Annotated in this window: 15 protein-coding genes, 3 pseudogenes and 1 riboswitch; of the genes and pseudogenes, 8 read left to right on the top strand and 10 right to left on the bottom strand. The window is 50.7% G+C overall.

The genetic code is table 11. The features are described 5' to 3' along the window. The first annotated feature begins 322 nt into the window (after positions 1 to 322). On the top strand, positions 323 to 1,003 hold the full coding sequence (locus tag IG609_RS16115) for a response regulator transcription factor (RefSeq protein ID WP_193398370.1): 681 nt from the start codon (positions 323 to 325) through the stop codon (positions 1,001 to 1,003). Further along, positions 1,003 to 2,370, top strand: a complete 1,368-nt coding sequence (locus IG609_RS16110; protein WP_193400174.1) for an ATP-binding protein — start codon at positions 1,003 to 1,005, stop codon at positions 2,368 to 2,370. Before IG609_RS16115 ends, IG609_RS16110 begins: the two co-directional genes overlap by 1 nt. Positions 2,371 to 2,435: 65 nt before the next feature. Here the strand turns inward: IG609_RS16110 and crr are convergent, their stop codons facing one another. The 3 genes from crr to ptsH form a co-directional block, all read right to left on the bottom strand. Continuing rightward, positions 2,436 to 2,945: a PTS glucose transporter subunit IIA gene (gene crr / locus IG609_RS16105; RefSeq protein WP_010301392.1), complete on the bottom strand. Its 510-nt coding sequence runs from the start codon at positions 2,943 to 2,945 to the stop codon at positions 2,436 to 2,438. A gap of 148 nt (positions 2,946 to 3,093) precedes the next feature. Then, positions 3,094 to 4,821 carry a phosphoenolpyruvate-protein phosphotransferase PtsI gene (gene ptsI, locus IG609_RS16100; RefSeq protein ID WP_102118227.1) on the bottom strand — a complete coding sequence of 576 codons (1,728 nt, stop codon included), beginning with the start codon at positions 4,819 to 4,821 and terminating at the stop codon, positions 3,094 to 3,096. Positions 4,822 to 4,866: 45 nt separating this feature from the next. Beyond that, entirely contained in the window at positions 4,867 to 5,124 is a 258-nt protein-coding gene (gene ptsH, locus IG609_RS16095) for a phosphocarrier protein Hpr (RefSeq protein ID WP_005971891.1), read from the bottom strand. 114 nt (positions 5,125 to 5,238) lie between these two features. On the opposite strand from ptsH, the gene IG609_RS16090 reads away from it, so the two are divergent. Continuing rightward, positions 5,239 to 5,526 carry a hypothetical protein gene (locus IG609_RS16090; RefSeq protein ID WP_193398372.1) on the top strand — a complete coding sequence of 96 codons (288 nt, stop codon included), beginning with the start codon at positions 5,239 to 5,241 and terminating at the stop codon, positions 5,524 to 5,526. Between the two features lie 49 nt (positions 5,527 to 5,575). Here IG609_RS16090 and cysK read toward each other — a convergent pair whose 3' ends face one another. Beyond that, complete coding sequence (gene cysK / locus IG609_RS16085) at positions 5,576 to 6,544, bottom strand: cysteine synthase A (protein WP_102118228.1); 969 nt, start codon at positions 6,542 to 6,544, stop codon at positions 5,576 to 5,578. 162 nt (positions 6,545 to 6,706) lie between these two features. Beyond that, positions 6,707 to 7,534 (bottom strand): sulfate transporter CysZ, encoded by an 828-nt coding sequence (gene cysZ, locus IG609_RS16080; RefSeq protein WP_193398373.1) that lies wholly within the window; start codon positions 7,532 to 7,534, stop codon positions 6,707 to 6,709. Between the two features lie 224 nt (positions 7,535 to 7,758). On the opposite strand from cysZ, the gene zipA reads away from it, so the two are divergent. Together zipA and yjeH are read left to right on the top strand one after the other, a co-directional pair. Next, the gene (gene zipA / locus IG609_RS16075) at positions 7,759 to 8,799 is read left to right on the top strand and encodes a cell division protein ZipA (protein WP_193400172.1); all 1,041 of its coding nucleotides are present in this window, start codon (positions 7,759 to 7,761) and stop codon (positions 8,797 to 8,799) included. Between the two features lie 114 nt (positions 8,800 to 8,913). Beyond that, positions 8,914 to 10,167 carry an L-methionine/branched-chain amino acid transporter gene (yjeH, locus tag IG609_RS16070; RefSeq protein ID WP_193400170.1) on the top strand — a complete coding sequence of 418 codons (1,254 nt, stop codon included), beginning with the start codon at positions 8,914 to 8,916 and terminating at the stop codon, positions 10,165 to 10,167. 82 nt (positions 10,168 to 10,249) lie between these two features. On the opposite strand, the pseudogene IG609_RS16065 reads toward yjeH, so the two are convergent. Further along, positions 10,250 to 10,348 (bottom strand): annotated as a pseudogene (locus tag IG609_RS16065) (IS5/IS1182 family transposase); the annotation flags it as partial. Continuing rightward, positions 10,347 to 10,475 (bottom strand): annotated as a pseudogene (locus tag IG609_RS20665) (IS5/IS1182 family transposase); the annotation flags it as partial. The pseudogenes IG609_RS20665 and IG609_RS16065, both read right to left, overlap by 2 nt. Positions 10,476 to 10,605: 130 nt before the next feature. On the opposite strand from IG609_RS20665, the pseudogene IG609_RS16060 reads away from it, so the two are divergent. After that, positions 10,606 to 10,942 (top strand): annotated as a pseudogene (locus IG609_RS16060) (DNA helicase); the annotation flags it as partial. 3 nt (positions 10,943 to 10,945) lie between these two features. On the opposite strand, the gene IG609_RS16055 reads toward IG609_RS16060, so the two are convergent. Beyond that, positions 10,946 to 11,671 carry a GNAT family N-acetyltransferase gene (locus IG609_RS16055; protein ID WP_193398376.1) on the bottom strand — a complete coding sequence of 242 codons (726 nt, stop codon included), beginning with the start codon at positions 11,669 to 11,671 and terminating at the stop codon, positions 10,946 to 10,948. A 110-nt stretch (positions 11,672 to 11,781) separates the two neighbouring features. Here IG609_RS16055 and pdxR point away from each other — a divergent pair, with 110 nt between their 5' ends. Further along, positions 11,782 to 13,254 (top strand): MocR-like pyridoxine biosynthesis transcription factor PdxR, encoded by a 1,473-nt coding sequence (gene pdxR / locus IG609_RS16050; protein WP_193398377.1) that lies wholly within the window; start codon positions 11,782 to 11,784, stop codon positions 13,252 to 13,254. Positions 13,255 to 13,687: 433 nt separating this feature from the next. Here pdxR and ubiK read toward each other — a convergent pair whose 3' ends face one another. Beyond that, positions 13,688 to 13,978 (bottom strand): ubiquinone biosynthesis accessory factor UbiK, encoded by a 291-nt coding sequence (gene ubiK, locus IG609_RS16045; protein ID WP_039507662.1) that lies wholly within the window; start codon positions 13,976 to 13,978, stop codon positions 13,688 to 13,690. A gap of 201 nt (positions 13,979 to 14,179) precedes the next feature. Next, positions 14,180 to 14,368: riboswitch (FMN riboswitch) on the top strand. Between the two features lie 125 nt (positions 14,369 to 14,493). On the opposite strand from ubiK, the gene ribB reads away from it, so the two are divergent. Beyond that, a complete protein-coding gene (gene ribB / locus IG609_RS16040; protein ID WP_102118232.1) occupies positions 14,494 to 15,147 on the top strand; it encodes a 3,4-dihydroxy-2-butanone-4-phosphate synthase in 654 nt (217 codons plus the stop codon). Positions 15,148 to 15,234: 87 nt separating this feature from the next. Here ribB and tehB read toward each other — a convergent pair whose 3' ends face one another. Beyond that, positions 15,235 to 16,095 (bottom strand): SAM-dependent methyltransferase TehB, encoded by an 861-nt coding sequence (gene tehB, locus IG609_RS16035; RefSeq protein WP_193398379.1) that lies wholly within the window; start codon positions 16,093 to 16,095, stop codon positions 15,235 to 15,237. Between the last annotated feature and the right edge of the window lie 55 nt (positions 16,096 to 16,150).

The following is a 16,150-nucleotide window of genomic DNA, read 5'->3' as shown; positions in this document are numbered from 1 at the left end:
ATGTGCGTTGGCTGCGCTTAGTCACCCGAATCACTTACCTGAGTAAGCTCATCGGGATTCCCTCGCTTGCCGCCTGCCTGAAACTCGAATTATTTAGGGTATCAACGGGAATAAATAACGCAGGTGAGTAATTTACCCCGAGTCCGTAAAGGTAGCGGTAATCTTTGCTGAAAGAAATGGTAAGGATTAAGTAAATCTGGCTGCGAATATTCACGTCTGGCCTGAGAATACAGCATCTATACCCATCATACTTCAAGCTGCTTGTGCGTTTCCTTCCCGCAACTCGAATACGTAGGGTATACCCGATTAATGAGGACAGGATATGAATATTTTACTGGTCGATGACGACGTAGAGCTGGGCGATATGCTCTGTGAGTATCTGAATGCGGAAGGGTTTTCGACCTCGCGGGTGCTGACGGGCAAAGAGGGCGTCGATGGCGCGATATCGGGGGATTACACGGCGATGATTCTGGATGTCATGCTGCCCGATATGAGCGGGATTGACGTGCTGCGCCAGATCAGAAAAACCCAGCAATTGCCCGTCATTATGCTGACCGCGAGAGGCGATAATATCGATAGGGTCATCGGTCTGGAAATGGGCGCAGATGACTATATGCCCAAACCGTGCTATCCGCGTGAGCTGGTGGCAAGACTGCGTGCGGTACTACGTCGCTATGACGATCAGCCGAGCACAAAGCGCGACGAGAGCCTAGCCGCCAGCGGCGATCTGGTGTTGAACCCTGCCACGCGCATCAGCGAATGGCGTGGGAAGCCGTTTGATCTGACGGCGTCTGAGTTTAATTTACTGGAACTGCTGTTACGTTCTCCGGAGCGGGTGGTGTCAAAGGATGAGCTGTCCGAAAAATGCCTAGGGCGTCGCCGTGAAGCGTATGACCGCAGCGTGGATGTGCACATCAGCAATATTCGCCAGAAGCTTGCGGTATTGCCAGGCAACATGATGACGATTGAAACCGTGCGCAGCGTGGGATACCGGATTCGCTAATGATGATGCGTGGAAGGCTCTTTTGGAAAATATTGCTGGGGTTTTGGCTAACGTTCCTTGTCATGTCTCAACTGCTGTGGCTGTCTTTTTCCCTGTACGGTGAGCGCCATAAGCCACTGGAAGAAATCGTGGTGTCGCGCATTGCGACGATGCAAACGGAATTGGTCGCTGCGGCGCTGCAACACGGTGGTTTGGGGGAACTCAACGATGTGATGTTGCTGCTGCCGCAAAAAGAGCAGAAATACATTTCCGTCACGGAATCGCCGTTGCCGCTGTCGGAACAGGAATTAGTTTCCGCTCCGCAGAACGCGTTGCTCGACGAGGCTTTTGCACCGGAGAAACGTGGCGCGCAGCGTGCTGCTGTCGTTATCAAACAGATCAGCGGCCCAACCGGAAAGTGGTATCAGATACGCTATGACGCCGAGCGGCTACGTAGCGAGTTTCGTCCCCCTCGTCCAATCGAATTTCTCAACGTGCCTGTGCCGTTTGTGATCATTGCGGGGGTTGGTGGCCTGCTGTTCAGCTCGGTATTGGCATGGAGTCTGGCACGCCCGTTAAGCCAGATCCGCGCGGGATTTGATCAGGTTGCGCAGGGCGATCTGAACGTGCGACTGCTACCAGTGATGCATAAGCGTCATGATGAAATCAGCGATGTCGCGCGTGATTTCGATTCGATGGTCGAACGGCTGGACAGCCTGGCCAGCGCGCGTGAACAGTTGCTTCATGATGTCTCGCATGAGCTGCGCTCACCGCTGGCGCGTTTGCAGCTCGCTATCGGATTGATAAGACAGAACACCGACAATATAGAGAGTTCCTTGCAGCGTATTGAACGCGAGGCGCTGCTGATGGATAAGATGATTGGCGAGTTGTTGACGCTGTCGCGCACGGAGCATTCCGGCATTGAGGAAGCCTATTTCGATTTGCTGGGGCTGGTGACGGCCGTGGTAAACGATACTCGCTATGAAGCGCAGGTCACCGGTGTTGAAATCCTGCTGACGGCGGATGAAAAAGAAGATTACACGATCAAAGGCAATGCAGAGCTGATGCGCAGGGCGGTCGATAATGTGATGCGCAACGCGCTACGTTTTTCTGCTCCCACGCAGCAGGTTTCCGTGTCGCTCATTGGCAATGAGCAGGAGTGGATGATTCAGGTCGCCGATCAGGGGCCTGGCGTGGAAAAAAGCAAGCTCTCCAGTATCTTCGATCCTTTCATTCGAGTCGATTCACCGCTATCTGGTAAAGGTTATGGGCTGGGTCTGGCAATTGCCCGCAAAGTTGTGCTGGCGCACGGTGGACATATTGAGGCGGAGAATGGTGAACAGTGCGGTTTAGTGATTCGTCTGTGCGTACCGCGCTGGAAAGCCTGAAACGAAAACGGCACCATCCGGGTGCCGTTTCGTGCAAACGTAGTAAACCATCCGTAGAAGGTGGCTTACTTTTTGATACGGATAACCGGCGTTTCACCGACAACAACCGTACCACTCAGTTTGGTCAATTCCTTGATTTCATCCATGTTGGAAATAACCACTGGCGTCAGAGTAGACTTCGCTTTTTCTTCCAGCAGAGCCAGGTCAAACTCGATAATGAGATCGCCTTTTTTCACTCGCTGGCCTTCTTCGGCGATGCGCTTGAAGCCTTCGCCTTTCAATTCAACGGTATCAATACCAAAGTGCACAAACAGCTCAATACCGCTGTCAGACTCGATGGAAAACGCATGGTTGGTTTCAAATATTTTACCGATGGTGCCGTCTACCGGAGCGACAATCTTGTTGCCAGTTGGTTTGATGGCAATGCCATCGCCGACAATTTTCTCTGCAAATACGACATCAGGAACATCTTCAATATTGACGATTTCACCGGACAACGGGGCAATAATTTCGATGCTGCCAGTGTCTTTTTTGTCGTCAGAAACCAGAGATTTCAATTTATCGAACAAACCCATGATTCTCTCCTAAGCATTAATATTGGGCCAGCGTATACCCTAATCTTTCAAGTCGATGTGGCATTGGCGTTCTTCGCTACCCCGACTGCGAATGCATCGCCTGTCGGGGGGCTGATTGCCACCTTGAAATCTATTAGGTAAAGCAGAATCAGCAGAGCGTTTTTTCTTTAATAAAGCGACTCACCAGATTGCTTAACTCTTGTGCTGTCGGTTGAGCGAGTGCTTGCTCCGCCAGCGCCTTCGCATCTTCGTAATTCGCATTACGGATGATTTTCTTGATGCTCGGGATAGAGATCGCACTCATGCTGAATTCGTCCAGCCCCATTCCCAATAACAGTAGTGTAGCACGTTCGTCACCGGCGAGCTCACCACACATCCCTGTCCACTTGCCTTCGGCATGAGACGCGTCAATAACCTGTTTAATAAGGGTCAGGACGGCAGGGGACATCGGATTATAGAGATGAGAAATCAGCTCATTACCGCGATCAACTGCCAGAGTATACTGGGTTAAGTCATTTGTCCCAATACTAAAGAAGTCGACTTCTTTGGCTAAATGTGACGCGATGGCGGCGGCGGCAGGTGTTTCAACCATCACGCCGACTTCAATGCTCTCGTCGAAGGCTTTACCCTCTTCTCTCAACTGCGCTTTTAGCATCTCCAGTTCGGCTTTCAGCTCACGGACTTCTTCCACGGAAATAATCATCGGGAACATGATACGCAGCTTGCCAAATTTTGATGCGCGCAGAATGGCACGCAACTGAGCATGCAGAATTTCTTTACGATCCAGACAGATACGGATAGCACGCCAGCCAAGGAACGGGTTCTCTTCCTTCGGCAGGTTCATGTATGGCAGGTCTTTGTCACCGCCGATATCCATGGTACGAACGATAACCGCCTGAGCACCAACGGCTTCGGCAACTGCCTTATACGCCTGGAACTGTTCTTCTTCGGTAGGCAGTGAGTCACGATCCATAAACAGGAATTCGGTACGATACAAGCCGACACCTTCTGCACCGTTACGCTCTGCACCTGCGACATCACGCACGGTACCGATGTTGGCACAGACTTCAACTTGATGACCGTCCAGCGTGATGGCCGGCAGATCTTTCAGCTTGGCCAACTCATGCTTTTCGGCGTGGTATTGCTGCTGAACCGCTTTTAATTCTTCAATTTTATCCGCGGTCGGATTCTGATAGATCTGGTTGTTCACGGCATCCAGAATCAGATAGTCGCCGTTTTTAACCTGCTGGGTCACATTTGTTGTGCCGACGATCGCAGGCAGTTCCAGCGAACGGGCCATAATGGACGTGTGAGACGTGCGGCCACCGAGGTCGGTGATGAAGCCCAACACTTTGTCCAGATTCAGCTGCGCGGTTTCTGACGGTGTCAGGTCCGTGGCAACCAGAATGACTTCATCCTGAATATCGCCCAGATCGACGATGGTCATATTGAGAATGTTGCGTAGCAAACGCTTCCCAATATCACGCATGTCTGCGGCGCGTTCTTTCAGATATTCATCATCAAGCTCTTCCAGTGCTTTAGCCTGGTTTTCGATGACGGAAAATGCAGCAGCGTCGGCGGAAGCATGCTCATCTTTAATCAGGGCTATGATTTCCTGCTCGAACTCTTCATCTTCCAGCAACATGATGTGGCCTTCGAAGATGGCTTCTTTCTCTGCGCCCAGCGTCTCGCCCGCTTTCTTCTTGATAGCTTCCAACTGTACGGATGCTTTGGAACGGCCAGTCAGAAAACGTTCAATTTCCTGCTCCACCTGATCTGCAGAGATTTTTTTCCGGTTGATGAGAATTTCATCTTCTTTCAGTAACAGTGCCTTACCAAAAGCAATACCCGGTGATACTAATATGCCTGAAATCATAACCCTACCTTACTCGATTCTGGTGTTCACTAAAAAACTCGTCGTTTACTCGAGCTCAGCCATCAGCTTAACCAGGTGTTCAACCGCTTTTTGTTCGTCTTCGCCTTCCGCAGCGATAGTAACCACAGTTCCTTGTGTTAAGCCGAGTGTTTGTAATTTAAACAGGCTCTTAGCGCTAGCGCTCTTGCCGTTAGACGTCACTGTGATTTCAGAGGTGAAGCCTTTAGCTTCTTTGACGAACTGAGCAGCAGGACGGGTGTGCAGGCCATTCGGTGCGGTGATAGTCACTTCTTGCTGGAACATGCTTTTTCCCCAACTTATGGATTAGATTAATGTTGTGGAACTAAAGTTTAGTTGATTCACTGAACTTTAGCCTGTTTGGTTAGCTCCTGATTTATGTTACAGGGGCGGGCCACGATGCGACAAGAAAACCGTCAAACGTATTTCCTGAATAAAATACCATCAAACACCGCAGCTTCCGCTACCCATTATCTTAACCTCAGTCGCAAAACGGCGATGTGGGCTATCGTGCGCAGGGAAAAAAGTCATGCGCAGGAAAAACATAATGTGATGAGGCGCGGTGCTTGTCGGATATTAATTTCACGCATCAAAATAATTGTTCGGTTAAATACTAAACCTGATGTAGAAAAGCAATCCATATGTGGTGGAAAGTTTGAACTGTGCCACAAAAAAGCACCTAAATAGGTGCTTTTTTAACATATTGGTCACTTGTTGTTCGAGTGTGACTGGGAGGTTATTGTTGCAGTTCCTGCTCAGTAAACAGGTCGGCAAAGAGCGCCGTGCTGAGGTAGCGTTCGCCGGAAGAAGGCAGAATAACGACGATAGTTTTATCTTCAAATTCTTTTTCTTTGAGCAAGTTCAGCGCGGCAGCAACGGCGGCACCAGAAGAAATACCCGCCAGAATACCTTCTTCTTCCATCAAACGGCGCGCGGTGCCGATCGCTTCTTCGTTCGTCACTTTCTCTACGCGGTCAATCAGTTTCAGATCTAGGTTACCCGGAATGAAACCCGCGCCGATGCCCTGAATCTTGTGCGGGCCTGGCTTCAGCTCTTCGCCTGCCAGCGCCTGAGTAATCACGGGTGAGTCGGTAGGTTCAACCGCCACACTGATAATGGCTTTACCTTTGGTGTTCTTGATGTAGCGGCTGACACCGGTCAGCGTACCGCCCGTACCGACGCCAGAGATAAAGACATCAACCTGACCGTCGGTATCTTCCCAGATTTCAGGGCCGGTGGTTTTCTCGTGAATTTCTGGGTTAGCAGGGTTGCTGAACTGCTGTAGCAGCAGATAACGCTGCGGATCGCTGGCTACAATCTCTTCGGCTTTGGCGATGGCACCTTTCATGCCTTTCGCGCCTTCGGTCAGCACCAGATTAGCACCCAGCGCTTTCAGCAGCTTGCGGCGCTCGATGCTCATGGTTTCCGGCATGGTGAGCGTGAGTTTGTAACCGCGAGCGGCGGCGACATAGGCCAAGGCAATCCCTGTGTTTCCGCTGGTAGGTTCAACCAGTTCGATGCCCGGTTTGAGAACGCCACGCTTTTCTGCATCCCAAATCAGGTTGGAGCCGATACGGCATTTTACGCTGAAGCTGGGGTTGCGGGATTCCACTTTAGCGAGAATGCGTCCGTTGCCGATACGGTTCAGGCGAACCAGCGGCGTATGGCCGATTGTGAAAGAATTGTCTTCGTAGATCTTGCTCATAGCCTGTCCTTATAACTGTATGAAATTTTTGCGAACGTAGAGAGAATACTCGTTCACACCTTTCAGTGAAGTAAAGAATTGCTATATCGTTATGTTCTTAAGAAATATCTTTTCATTACAATAGAAAACACTGGCCGTTATCAGCTAGTGCTTGCTGTCTTTTTATGGCGATTTTTTCGGCAGGGTTGCTGACAGATCGCGATAACGATCCACCCACAACTGCGTTGCACCACATACCGCGACAGGCATGATGACCAGATTCAAAAAAGGCACCAGCGTAAACAGGCTGACCAAGGCGCCAAACTGCATATTGGCGACTTTGTGGCGACGTAATGCCTGACGCATCGTGGCAAATCCCACTTTGTGGTTATCAAAAGGATAATCGCAATATTGAATCGCCAGCATCCATGCGCTGAACAGGAACCATAGTACCGGCGCGACAGTTTGCCCAATGCCGGGGATGAAGTAGAGGAGCAATAGTACAATGGCGCGTGGCAGGTAATACGCCAGCTTTTGGACTTCACGCTTCATGATACGTGGGACGTCTTTAGCAATGCCAAGTATGCCGCTGTCCGGCAACGTTTGGCCGGTGAGTTTTGCTTCTAACTGCTCGGCTAACAAGCCGTTAAACGGAGCGGCGATGAAATTGGTGATTGTGCTAAATAGGTAGCTGAATACCAGCAAAATGGAGAGCACGGCAAGTGGCCAAATGAGGTAGCTGAGCCATTGCAGCCAGCTCGGAATGTGGCTCATGATCTGCGGAATCCAGTCATTCAACTGGGTAAAAAGCCACCAGAAAGCTCCGCCCATCAGTGCGATGTTCATCAGTAAGGGCAGAATAACGAAACGTCGGATGCCTGGCAGTGAGAGCAGGCGCCATCCAGCTAGAAAATAGTGTATGCCGCCGCGAACCTGGCCTGTGGTATTACCGTAAGACGATTTTTCAGAAGATGATGGTTTTTCTGAAGACGATGGTTTTTCTGAAGACATAGTGCCGATAGACTCAGTCATTTGTTTGTTGAGACATCATATCGGGATGATCTTATGCTGACTAGCCCGCATTTGGATGAAAAAACAGCAAAAAAGTGCGTTGTATCTATCTTTATTGTCATAAAGTACCGTGCAGGCTTGCACTTGTGTACTCAGGCAAATAGAGTTAGTAGTATAGGTATTTGCCGTAGTGGCAATGTTTTTTTGGAACAATTGGGATAGCAATGATGCAGGACTTGCGTCTGATATTAATCGTTGTTGGCGCGATCGCTATAATAGCGCTTTTACTGCACGGCTTGTGGACTAGCCGTAAAGAACGCTCGTCCCTTTTTCGTGACCGCCCAGCTAAACGTGTAAAGAAAGCGCGTGATGAAACGCCGCTTGACGATCTGGATGAAGGCGTTGGTGACGTTCGCGTGAAGGGTGCCCGCCCGCAGCAGAGTGAGCCTCCATTGGGCAGCGCTTCACTGGATAACGCGTCATTTGATGACCCTGCATTTAATAATTTTTCACATAATAACAGTGTACGCGAAGACGTTCGTTCAGAAGCGAAATCGCCGTTCGATCATCTGTCTCCCGTGTCTTCTTACGATCCTCTGCTGGATGAAGCCACGCCAGTAGATTCTCCGCGTGCGCAGGTACGTAGCGATACTCACCCGCAGGTTGTCATTCCTAGAGAAACCCCAGCTTCTGAACCGAGCATTAACGCTCCGCGTGAGTCGTTTGCGTATGCTGCACCGGCGTCAGCCCCACAGCAACATGCAGCACATTTGCTGCATGAAAAAGCTCAGCCAGCACCTGCACAGCCTCAGCAACCTGCAGAGTCAGTTGAACCCGCGGCGGCAAAAGAAGCGGTTCTGGTGCTGCACGTCGTGGCGCATCATGGCGGTGTCATCGGCGGTCAACTACTGTTACAAAGCCTGCTTCAGGCCGGCTTCCAGTTTGGTGAAATGAACATTTTCCATCGCCATGTGAACCCTGCTGGCGCAGGGCCGGTGTTGTTTAGTCTGGCTAATATGGTTAAGCCCGGTTCGTTTAATATCGATGCCATGTCTGAGTTCTCGACGCCCGGCGTGTCCATTTTCATGATGGTGCCGTCTTATGGCGATGCCAGCCAAAACTTTAAACTGATGTTACAGTCTGCACAGCGCATTGCTGACGATGTTGGCGGTGTGGTGCAGGATGATGAACGTCGAATGATGACGCCGCAGAAGGTTGAATCCTACAAAGCCCGCATTCGTGATGTGCTGAAAGCTAACGCCTGATAGTATAAAGCTTGTGAATTCTGTGGGTGAGAGAAGCCTCCGTTAGTGGAGGCTTTTTTTATTTTTCGACCCAGCAATGGTGTGGTGCAAAAAAGCAACAAAAGGTGAAACGTAGTGAGTGAAGCAAAAGGATTAAAACAAGAGCTTGGGCTGATTCAGGGCGTGGGGTTGCTTTCTACTTCTCTGCTGGGGACTGGGGTGTTTGCGGTTCCCGCGCTGGTCGCACAGTTGGCACAGCAAGACAGCCTATGGGCGTGGCCGATCTTGATCCTGCTTGTTTTTCCTATCGCCATTGGCTTTGCCGCGCTAGGTCAACATTTCCCGAATGCGGGCGGGGCTGCGCACTTTGTTAACCTCGCTTTTGGGCCGCGTATGGCGCGTGTAACTGGCTGGCTATTCCTGTCCGTTATTCCGCTGGGTCTGCCTGCTGCTTTGCAGATTGCTGCTGGGTTCTGGCAGGCGGCGTTTGGCTGGAGCGATCTGGAACTGCTCTGCGTACAGTTGCTGACGCTGGGTGGTATCTGGCTGCTTGGCTTGCGCAGTGCGGGATCCAGCGCCAACATTCAGATTGTCATTGCAATGCTAGTGGTGGGGCTGGTTGCCGCGATCTGGTGGCAGGGCGATATCACGCCTGCACACATTCCCTGGCCGTCGGTGAGTGAACTGTCGTGGTCTAACACTTTCGGTGCGCTGGCTGTGATGTTTTGGTGCTTCGTCGGCCTTGAAGCCTTTGCCCACATGTCGACGGAGTTTCGGGTGCCGGAGCGGGATTTCCCACGGGCTTTACTCATCGGCATGCTGGTCGCTGGCGCGGTGTATTGGGGATGTACGGTAGCCGTGCTGCATTTTAAGGCTTACGGAGAGGGAATTGCCGCAACGGCCTCACTGCCGAGCATCGTTGTGCAGCTGTTTGGCGAACACGCGCTGTGGATTGCCTGCTTTGTCGGGTATCTGGCCTGCTTTGCCAGTGTGAATATCTATACGCAGGGCTTTGCGCGTTTAGTCTGGTCGCAGGCATCGAAAGGAAGTGCTCTGGCGAAGCTGTCCGCAGGGCAAGCGCCGGTGAATGCGCTGTCGGTTGTGGTGGCCTGCTGTCTGGTGTGCTGCCTGTTAATTTACTGGCTTAGGTTGCCGCTGGATATGTTGATTGTGTACGCGAACGGCATCTTTGTGCTGATTTATCTGCTGTGTATGCTAGCAGGATGGCGTCTGCTGAAAGGGCGGGCGCGCGTGATGGCGGCAATAGGTGGAATACTCTGCTGTGCGTTGTTGCTGATGATTGGCTGGAAATCGCTGTATGCGTTAATCATGCTGGTTGTGCTGTGGTTGTTCCTGCCGCGTAAGCAGGTCGAACTGGTTTCCCACTGAGTCGTGTACAGGGGCTTTATGAGGTGGGCTTTGTTGAATAAATCAGAGTTAGTCGACAGGACAGATCCCGCTGGTGCACCTGTTATGCGGTCCGGACGCTATGCGGCATACCCAACGACGTCATCCGGTTCAGCGCGTTAACCATCGCCATCGCTTCACCCACCTGCGCGTCATTGTCTCGCTGATTCATCAAGCCAGATCGTCATTGAACCACGTTGTCTGAGCGCGTTGTTGTAGGCAGACCCGTTGGTGATTTTTTGCCATGAGGACCTGTGTTGAAACGAACTGTCGTGCTCAGATTCGCTAATCACCTGAACGTTCGATTTATTCAACAAAGCCATGTAACAGTGGTTTTCTCCGCATCAATAATGATTTCTAATATCGTTTTATCATTATCACTATAGTGATATGTAATGTGGTTGATGAAGGCATTTTTGCATTAGCCAATATGCTGGTTATTTCTTCCGTCATTTGGTCGTTAACGCTTTTGCTGGCACGGGTAAAACGACAACGCTGGTTCGCTACGCGCAGGCCAATCCTTACCGCAGAATGCTTTATCTCGCCTATAACCGAGCTGTTCGTGACGAAGCTGAACGTAAATTTCCTTTCAATGTTGAGTGTAAGACCTCTCATCAACCGGCCTAAATGAAGTTTGGCAAACATCTAAAGCCGAGATTAACGCCCAATTTTCGCATTACCGACGTTGCTCGGAAGCTAAACTCCGCCACTGGCCAGAATGGTGTTGGCTGCGCTGAACCATTTCCTGTGCAGCGCTTCCTCAGTACTCAGGCCGTTCTTCGGCCATGAACTTACTTAGCTTTTCCTGCTGAAATCCATTTTCGTCGAAGTTTGAAGGTGAGAGCCATTTTTCATAAGCATTGCACAGCGCTATGTATTCACTATTTATTATGGAATGCCAGGCTGTGTCACGATTGCGCCCATGAGTGACGACTGCCTGACGGAAGACACCTTCCAAGGTAAAACCATAGCGTATTGCGGCATCTCTTGAAGGTGCATTCAATGAATCACATTTCCACTCAAGCCGTCGATAGCCAAGCTCTTCGAAAACGTAGTTGAGCACGAGGTAGGTGATTTCTGTTGAGATCCGTGTACGTTTCATGAGAGGAGAATAGGTTACATAGCCCATCTCAATGACTCCGTTAGACGCGTCAATACGCATTAGAGCAAAAGTACCCACAGCTTGATCCGTGGCTAAATCGATGACGGCATAATGCATAGGGTCCGTCGCTTTCTCGATGTTCCTCAGATAAGCACACCACGATTCAAATGTTTCGAAAGGTCCAGCTGGGAGATACGTCCAGTCACGTCCATCCGTTGCTTCGTCGTAGGCCTCGTAAAGTTCAGCAGCATGGCGTTCAACATTGATGCGCTCAGCGCGGCAGTAGCGTCCTTTCAGGTTTTTCCCATCGGGAACGTTCGCGCCGCGCCAGTCTGGCAAGTCTGCACCGACTGGCTGTTGAAAGTTATTTACTCTCTGATTCATGAATATTATTAACTCCTCTATCACCGTAAGGAAATCACCAAATAAAGAGAATGAAGTATTTGTGGTATTATAAAAAGGTCCACAAAGTCTCATTTTTATGGGGCCATAAAATGTTTGATATAACTGAACCTCTGCATCCGGGAGCGACCACTGCGGATGGTGAGCGGATATCCTTACAGAAACAGCTCAAAGAGCGTATCCGTCATGCGATCCTGAGCGGTTTTCTGCCTCCGGAGAAAGAGCTTTTGTCCTCCCGTGCGCTTTCGAAAGAGCTGGGCATATCTCGTAATACTGTTGTGAATGTTTATGATCAACTGGCGGCTGAGGGATATATCTTGGCCGACCGCCAGGGTACACGTGTGGCTGCTCTGTCTGGTTCCGATCGTGTAATAGCACCCGCGTTAAAACTGCACATGTCTGACGTTAAGCTAGCCGAACGTCTGAGCCCGTTTGTGGATAATGCGCGTAGCCTGCCAGCAGATACCCTTCTGTCCCCCGGTATACCTGCGCTCAGGGAGTTTCCTCTCTCTGCTTGGCGACGCTCCCTTGACCGCGCAGCCAGGCAACTGTTACCAAGCTCCTTGGGCTATGCCGAGCCAATGGGCGAACGCACCCTTCGTGAAGCACTCGCAACACATCTGTTTATTGCGCGAGGGGTTCGCTGTGAGGCATCCTCTATAATCATTACCGAAGGGGCAAGGCAGGCACTGGAACTCTGCGTGAATTTGCTGACGGACCCCGGTGATACGGTTTGGATGGAAGATCCGGGTTATTACGGTGCAAGAGCGACATTCAATGCGAGTAAACTCAGGACGGTTATGATGGCCGTTGACGAGGATGGCATGCGGGTGCCTGATGAAGCCTGGCAGACTCCTATTCCAAAACTGGTCTACACCTCGCCAGCACATCAATATCCCACCGGCGCTGTGCTGTCCGTTTCGCGTAGGCTTGCGCTTATCTCTGAGGCAGAAAAGACAGGGGCCTGGATCATTGAGGACGATTATGATGGCGATTTCAGGCACTCTGGCAGTCCAATATCGTGTATGCAGGGACTGCTTGAAAACGCGTCTGTCCTTTACATAGGGTCGTTCAGTAAAACTATGTTTCCCTCGTTGAGAGTTGGATTTGTAGTGCTACCGGCAAGCATCATTGAGCAAGCAGGAAATATTCTTAATGAAGTACTGCGAAACGGCCAACATCTTCAACAACTGGCTCTGGCTGATTTTATGAAAAGCGGAGAGTTTGGCCGCCATCTGGGAAGAATGCGTCGCCTCTACCGAGATCGTCAGCGTATTTTACGGGATGCGCTGACAGCAAACTTCGCTCATGACCAGATACTTGGCGGTAAATCAGGTATTCACCTGGTGTTGAAGCTCGCATCAGGAACTGATGATAAAAGGATCGCCGAGCTTGCCCGCCAGAAAGGCCTTGGCGTTCAGGCATTGTCTTCATACAGCGCGAGTACCGACTCAGCTAGCGGGCTGGTCATAGGCTACGGAAATACTCATGCAGAAGATATCCCGGCTGCAGTCAACGTCCTTACATCGCTGATCAAACTAGTTAATGGCGACAAAGTGTTCTGACCCTGTTGTCCTCTTTGGCGTTTAGGTAGCGACTTAAAAACGTTATTTTGACAGGATATTCTCTTTTGAGGATGCGCTTTATGACAGTCACTATCGACGTTGCCTGCCGATATTGCCAGCAAACAGAACCCGTCCGTAAGCATGGAACAGGAAAGGCAGGATTTCCTCGATACTCCTGTCAACATTGTCGTCGTACTTTCCAGATTAACTACTGCTAAAACGCCCATAAACTGGGAAAAAATTGTCGATATGGCGATGAGCCGCTTTATTATCGAGTTTAGTACCGCCTAGACGGTCATTTCTGAGAAAGGCATTTACACAGAATCGTATACAGAGTCCCGTGATGTGAAACCTGTATTTTTGGATATGCAGAGTAGGGAATCGAGCAACGCCCTGATTAGGGCGTTGTATCGCGATGATGATGAGACGAGTGTTATGACGATTGGTCGTTTTCCGGCGCGGTGGCGGGCTTTTCTTCCGTAGACAGTTTCGCTTCCAGTTCGGTCATACGCTGTTCCAGGCGAGCAATCTTCTCGCGCGTGCGGAGCAGAACCTGCGTCTGAATATCGAACTCTTCACGGTTCACCAAATCCAATCGGGTCAGCTGTGCCTGCAAGACCTGACGAATCTTTTTCTCCACATCATCACCCAATTCCCGGATACCTTTTGGCATAGATTCATGCACTTGACGGGCGATTTGCTCAATCTTCTTTGGGTCAATCATGTCGCTTTCCTGATTAGGTTATGTAAGTTACTACTATAGCAAGTGTAATAGGTATAAATGAAATCTGACATCTGCTTTGCACATATTCAGCATGGTTTTACTGTAATTCAGAATAGTTTTACTGTAATCCAGCAGACGTTTTGCCCTATTTCCTGTTGTGGATCAATTGCCCTATCGAGGTATTAGCGTTATAGTAAACCCGCTTATTCTCAGGGCGGGGTGTAATTCCCCACCGGCGGTAAACCAGTGAACGCAGTCTCTGCGCACTGGAAGCCCGCGAGCGCTCTCGCTGTGTTTTCCGGTTTTTATTATCGGTTTCGCAGCGTGGGGTCAGCAGATCCGGTGTGATTCCGGGGCCGACGGTTAAAGTCCGGATGGGAGAGAGTAACGGTATCTCGAGCTATATGCTCGCTCGCGTTATTTTTGTTAGCTATTACTATGCAACCAGTAGTAGTGGTTACTCCTCAAGCTCGCCCTGATTCTGGTAATCCATAATAACATTGAGGTTTTTTACCATGAATCAGACATTACTTTCTGAATTTGGCAATCCTACCGAACGCGTAGAACGCGCACTTGATGCATTGCGTCATGGCCGCGGCGTGCTGGTGTTGGATGACGAAGATCGTGAAAACGAAGGTGACATGATCTTTTCCGCTGAAAATATGACCGTTGAACAAATGGCGCTGACGATTCGTCACGGCAGTGGCATTGTGTGCCTGTGCCTGACGGAAGAGCGTCGCCAGCAGCTGGAATTGCCGATGATGGTGGAGAAGAACTCCAGCCATTACCAAACGGCATTCACCGTGACGATCGAAGCCGCCGAAGGCGTGACGACGGGGGTTTCCGCTGCCGACCGTCTGACCACCATTCGTGCCGCGATTGCGGATAACGCCAAGCCGAGCGATCTGAATCGCCCTGGTCACGTATTCCCGCTGCGCGCCCAACCGGGTGGCGTGTTAACGCGCGGGGGTCACACTGAAGCGACGGTTGACCTGATGACGCTGGCGGGCCTGAAGCCGTCTGGTGTTTTGTGTGAACTGACGAACGATGATGGTTCAATGGCGCACGCGCCGGAAGTCATCACGTTTGCTAAACAGCACGATATGCCGGTACTGACGATTGAAGATCTGGTGGCTTACCGTATTGCGGCAGCGCGCAAAGCCAGCTGATTCACGCAGCGTATAGAAATAAGAAGGGCCGAGTAATCGGCCCTTTTGTATTTTACGGGGTTAGATTTTTTAACGGCTAGCCGGTGCTTACGGCTTTCTTGCCAGCAGCGTGGCGAAGCGCAGCTTGATGCGGTTACCCTGCGCATCGGTCTTGTGTAGCTCACCCATATCCTCGTTGTATTTGAGGATCTCCCAATCGGCGTAATAGTTCTTCAGCTCGCTTTCTTTAAAGGTGAACGAGAAAGGCATTGGGCACGGGCAATCTTCCGTCGACATCGCCGCGATAATCAGGTTATAGCCGCCGTTAACGGTGCTGTCCTGCATATTGCTGATGATGTGCGGAATGCGATCGCGTTCCAGGAACATCAGCACGACGGTCGACAGGATAAAGTCGTACCGCTCTTTGATTTCCGCCAGGTTGATGTTGTAAACGCCCGCCCGGATGTTTTCCAGCGCTTCACTCTTGATGATGTTATTCAGTGAATCAATGCTTTGCTCATGCTTATCACAGGCCGTGACGTCAAACCCGCGCAGGTTCAGGTACAGCGAGTTACGCCCGCCGCCGCAGCCTAAATCCAGCGCTTTTCCCGGTTTGATGTGCTGCACGGCGTTGATCACTTCGGAATGGGTGCGCGTCAGACCGTATTTCTTATGATAGAAATCTTCCGCCGAACAGAAAAAGCTGAGCTGACATTCCAAATCGTCAGAGAACGAGACGATGCGGTGCCACGCCTGTGGCTCAACAAACGGCGGCTGGTTCTGCTCGGAGAACTGGAATGTCTCCAGCGTATCGCCGTCTTCGGTCAGCATGGAGAAGGTCATTTCTCCCTTCAACACGGTCAGTTTCGCCCAGGTGCCTTCCTGCGTGTTGTGCTTTTCCTGAAAGGCGGCAGGCAACGTCTGGCTGTTCCACTGCGGCATCTTCTTATAACAAATGAGATCTTGCATTTTTACCTCTGTAAATTCCAAAAGCGATGGCCGCATTCTATTAATCCGCACGCAG

Origin of the sequence: Pectobacterium quasiaquaticum (genome assembly GCF_014946775.2) — a bacterium.
Classification (GTDB): Bacteria; Pseudomonadota; Gammaproteobacteria; order Enterobacterales; family Enterobacteriaceae; genus Pectobacterium; species Pectobacterium aquaticum.
Note: the sequence above shows the minus strand (reverse complement) of the source record. Positions and strands in the feature narration are given on the sequence as shown.

Bases quoted from the DNA above. Each gene is read 5' to 3' on its own strand.
- IG609_RS16115 (WP_193398370.1), top strand. From the start codon at position 323: ATGAATATTTTACTGGTCGATGACGACGTAGAGCTGGGCGATATGCTC.
- IG609_RS16110 (WP_193400174.1), top strand. From the start codon at position 1,003: ATGATGATGCGTGGAAGGCTCTTTTGGAAAATATTGCTGGGGTTTTGG.
- crr (WP_010301392.1), bottom strand. From the start codon at position 2,945: ATGGGTTTGTTCGATAAATTGAAATCTCTGGTTTCTGACGACAAAAAA.
- ptsI (WP_102118227.1), bottom strand. From the start codon at position 4,821: ATGATTTCAGGCATATTAGTATCACCGGGTATTGCTTTTGGTAAGGCA.
- ptsH (WP_005971891.1), bottom strand. From the start codon at position 5,124: ATGTTCCAGCAAGAAGTGACTATCACCGCACCGAATGGCCTGCACACC.
- IG609_RS16090 (WP_193398372.1), top strand. From the start codon at position 5,239: ATGCGACAAGAAAACCGTCAAACGTATTTCCTGAATAAAATACCATCA.
- cysK (WP_102118228.1), bottom strand. From the start codon at position 6,544: ATGAGCAAGATCTACGAAGACAATTCTTTCACAATCGGCCATACGCCG.
- cysZ (WP_193398373.1), bottom strand. From the start codon at position 7,534: ATGTCTTCAGAAAAACCATCGTCTTCAGAAAAACCATCATCTTCTGAA.
- zipA (WP_193400172.1), top strand. From the start codon at position 7,759: ATGATGCAGGACTTGCGTCTGATATTAATCGTTGTTGGCGCGATCGCT.
- IG609_RS16055 (WP_193398376.1), bottom strand. From the start codon at position 11,671: ATGAATCAGAGAGTAAATAACTTTCAACAGCCAGTCGGTGCAGACTTG.
- pdxR (WP_193398377.1), top strand. From the start codon at position 11,782: ATGTTTGATATAACTGAACCTCTGCATCCGGGAGCGACCACTGCGGAT.
- ubiK (WP_039507662.1), bottom strand. From the start codon at position 13,978: ATGATTGACCCAAAGAAGATTGAGCAAATCGCCCGTCAAGTGCATGAA.
- ribB (WP_102118232.1), top strand. From the start codon at position 14,494: ATGAATCAGACATTACTTTCTGAATTTGGCAATCCTACCGAACGCGTA.
- tehB (WP_193398379.1), bottom strand. From the start codon at position 16,095: ATGCAAGATCTCATTTGTTATAAGAAGATGCCGCAGTGGAACAGCCAG.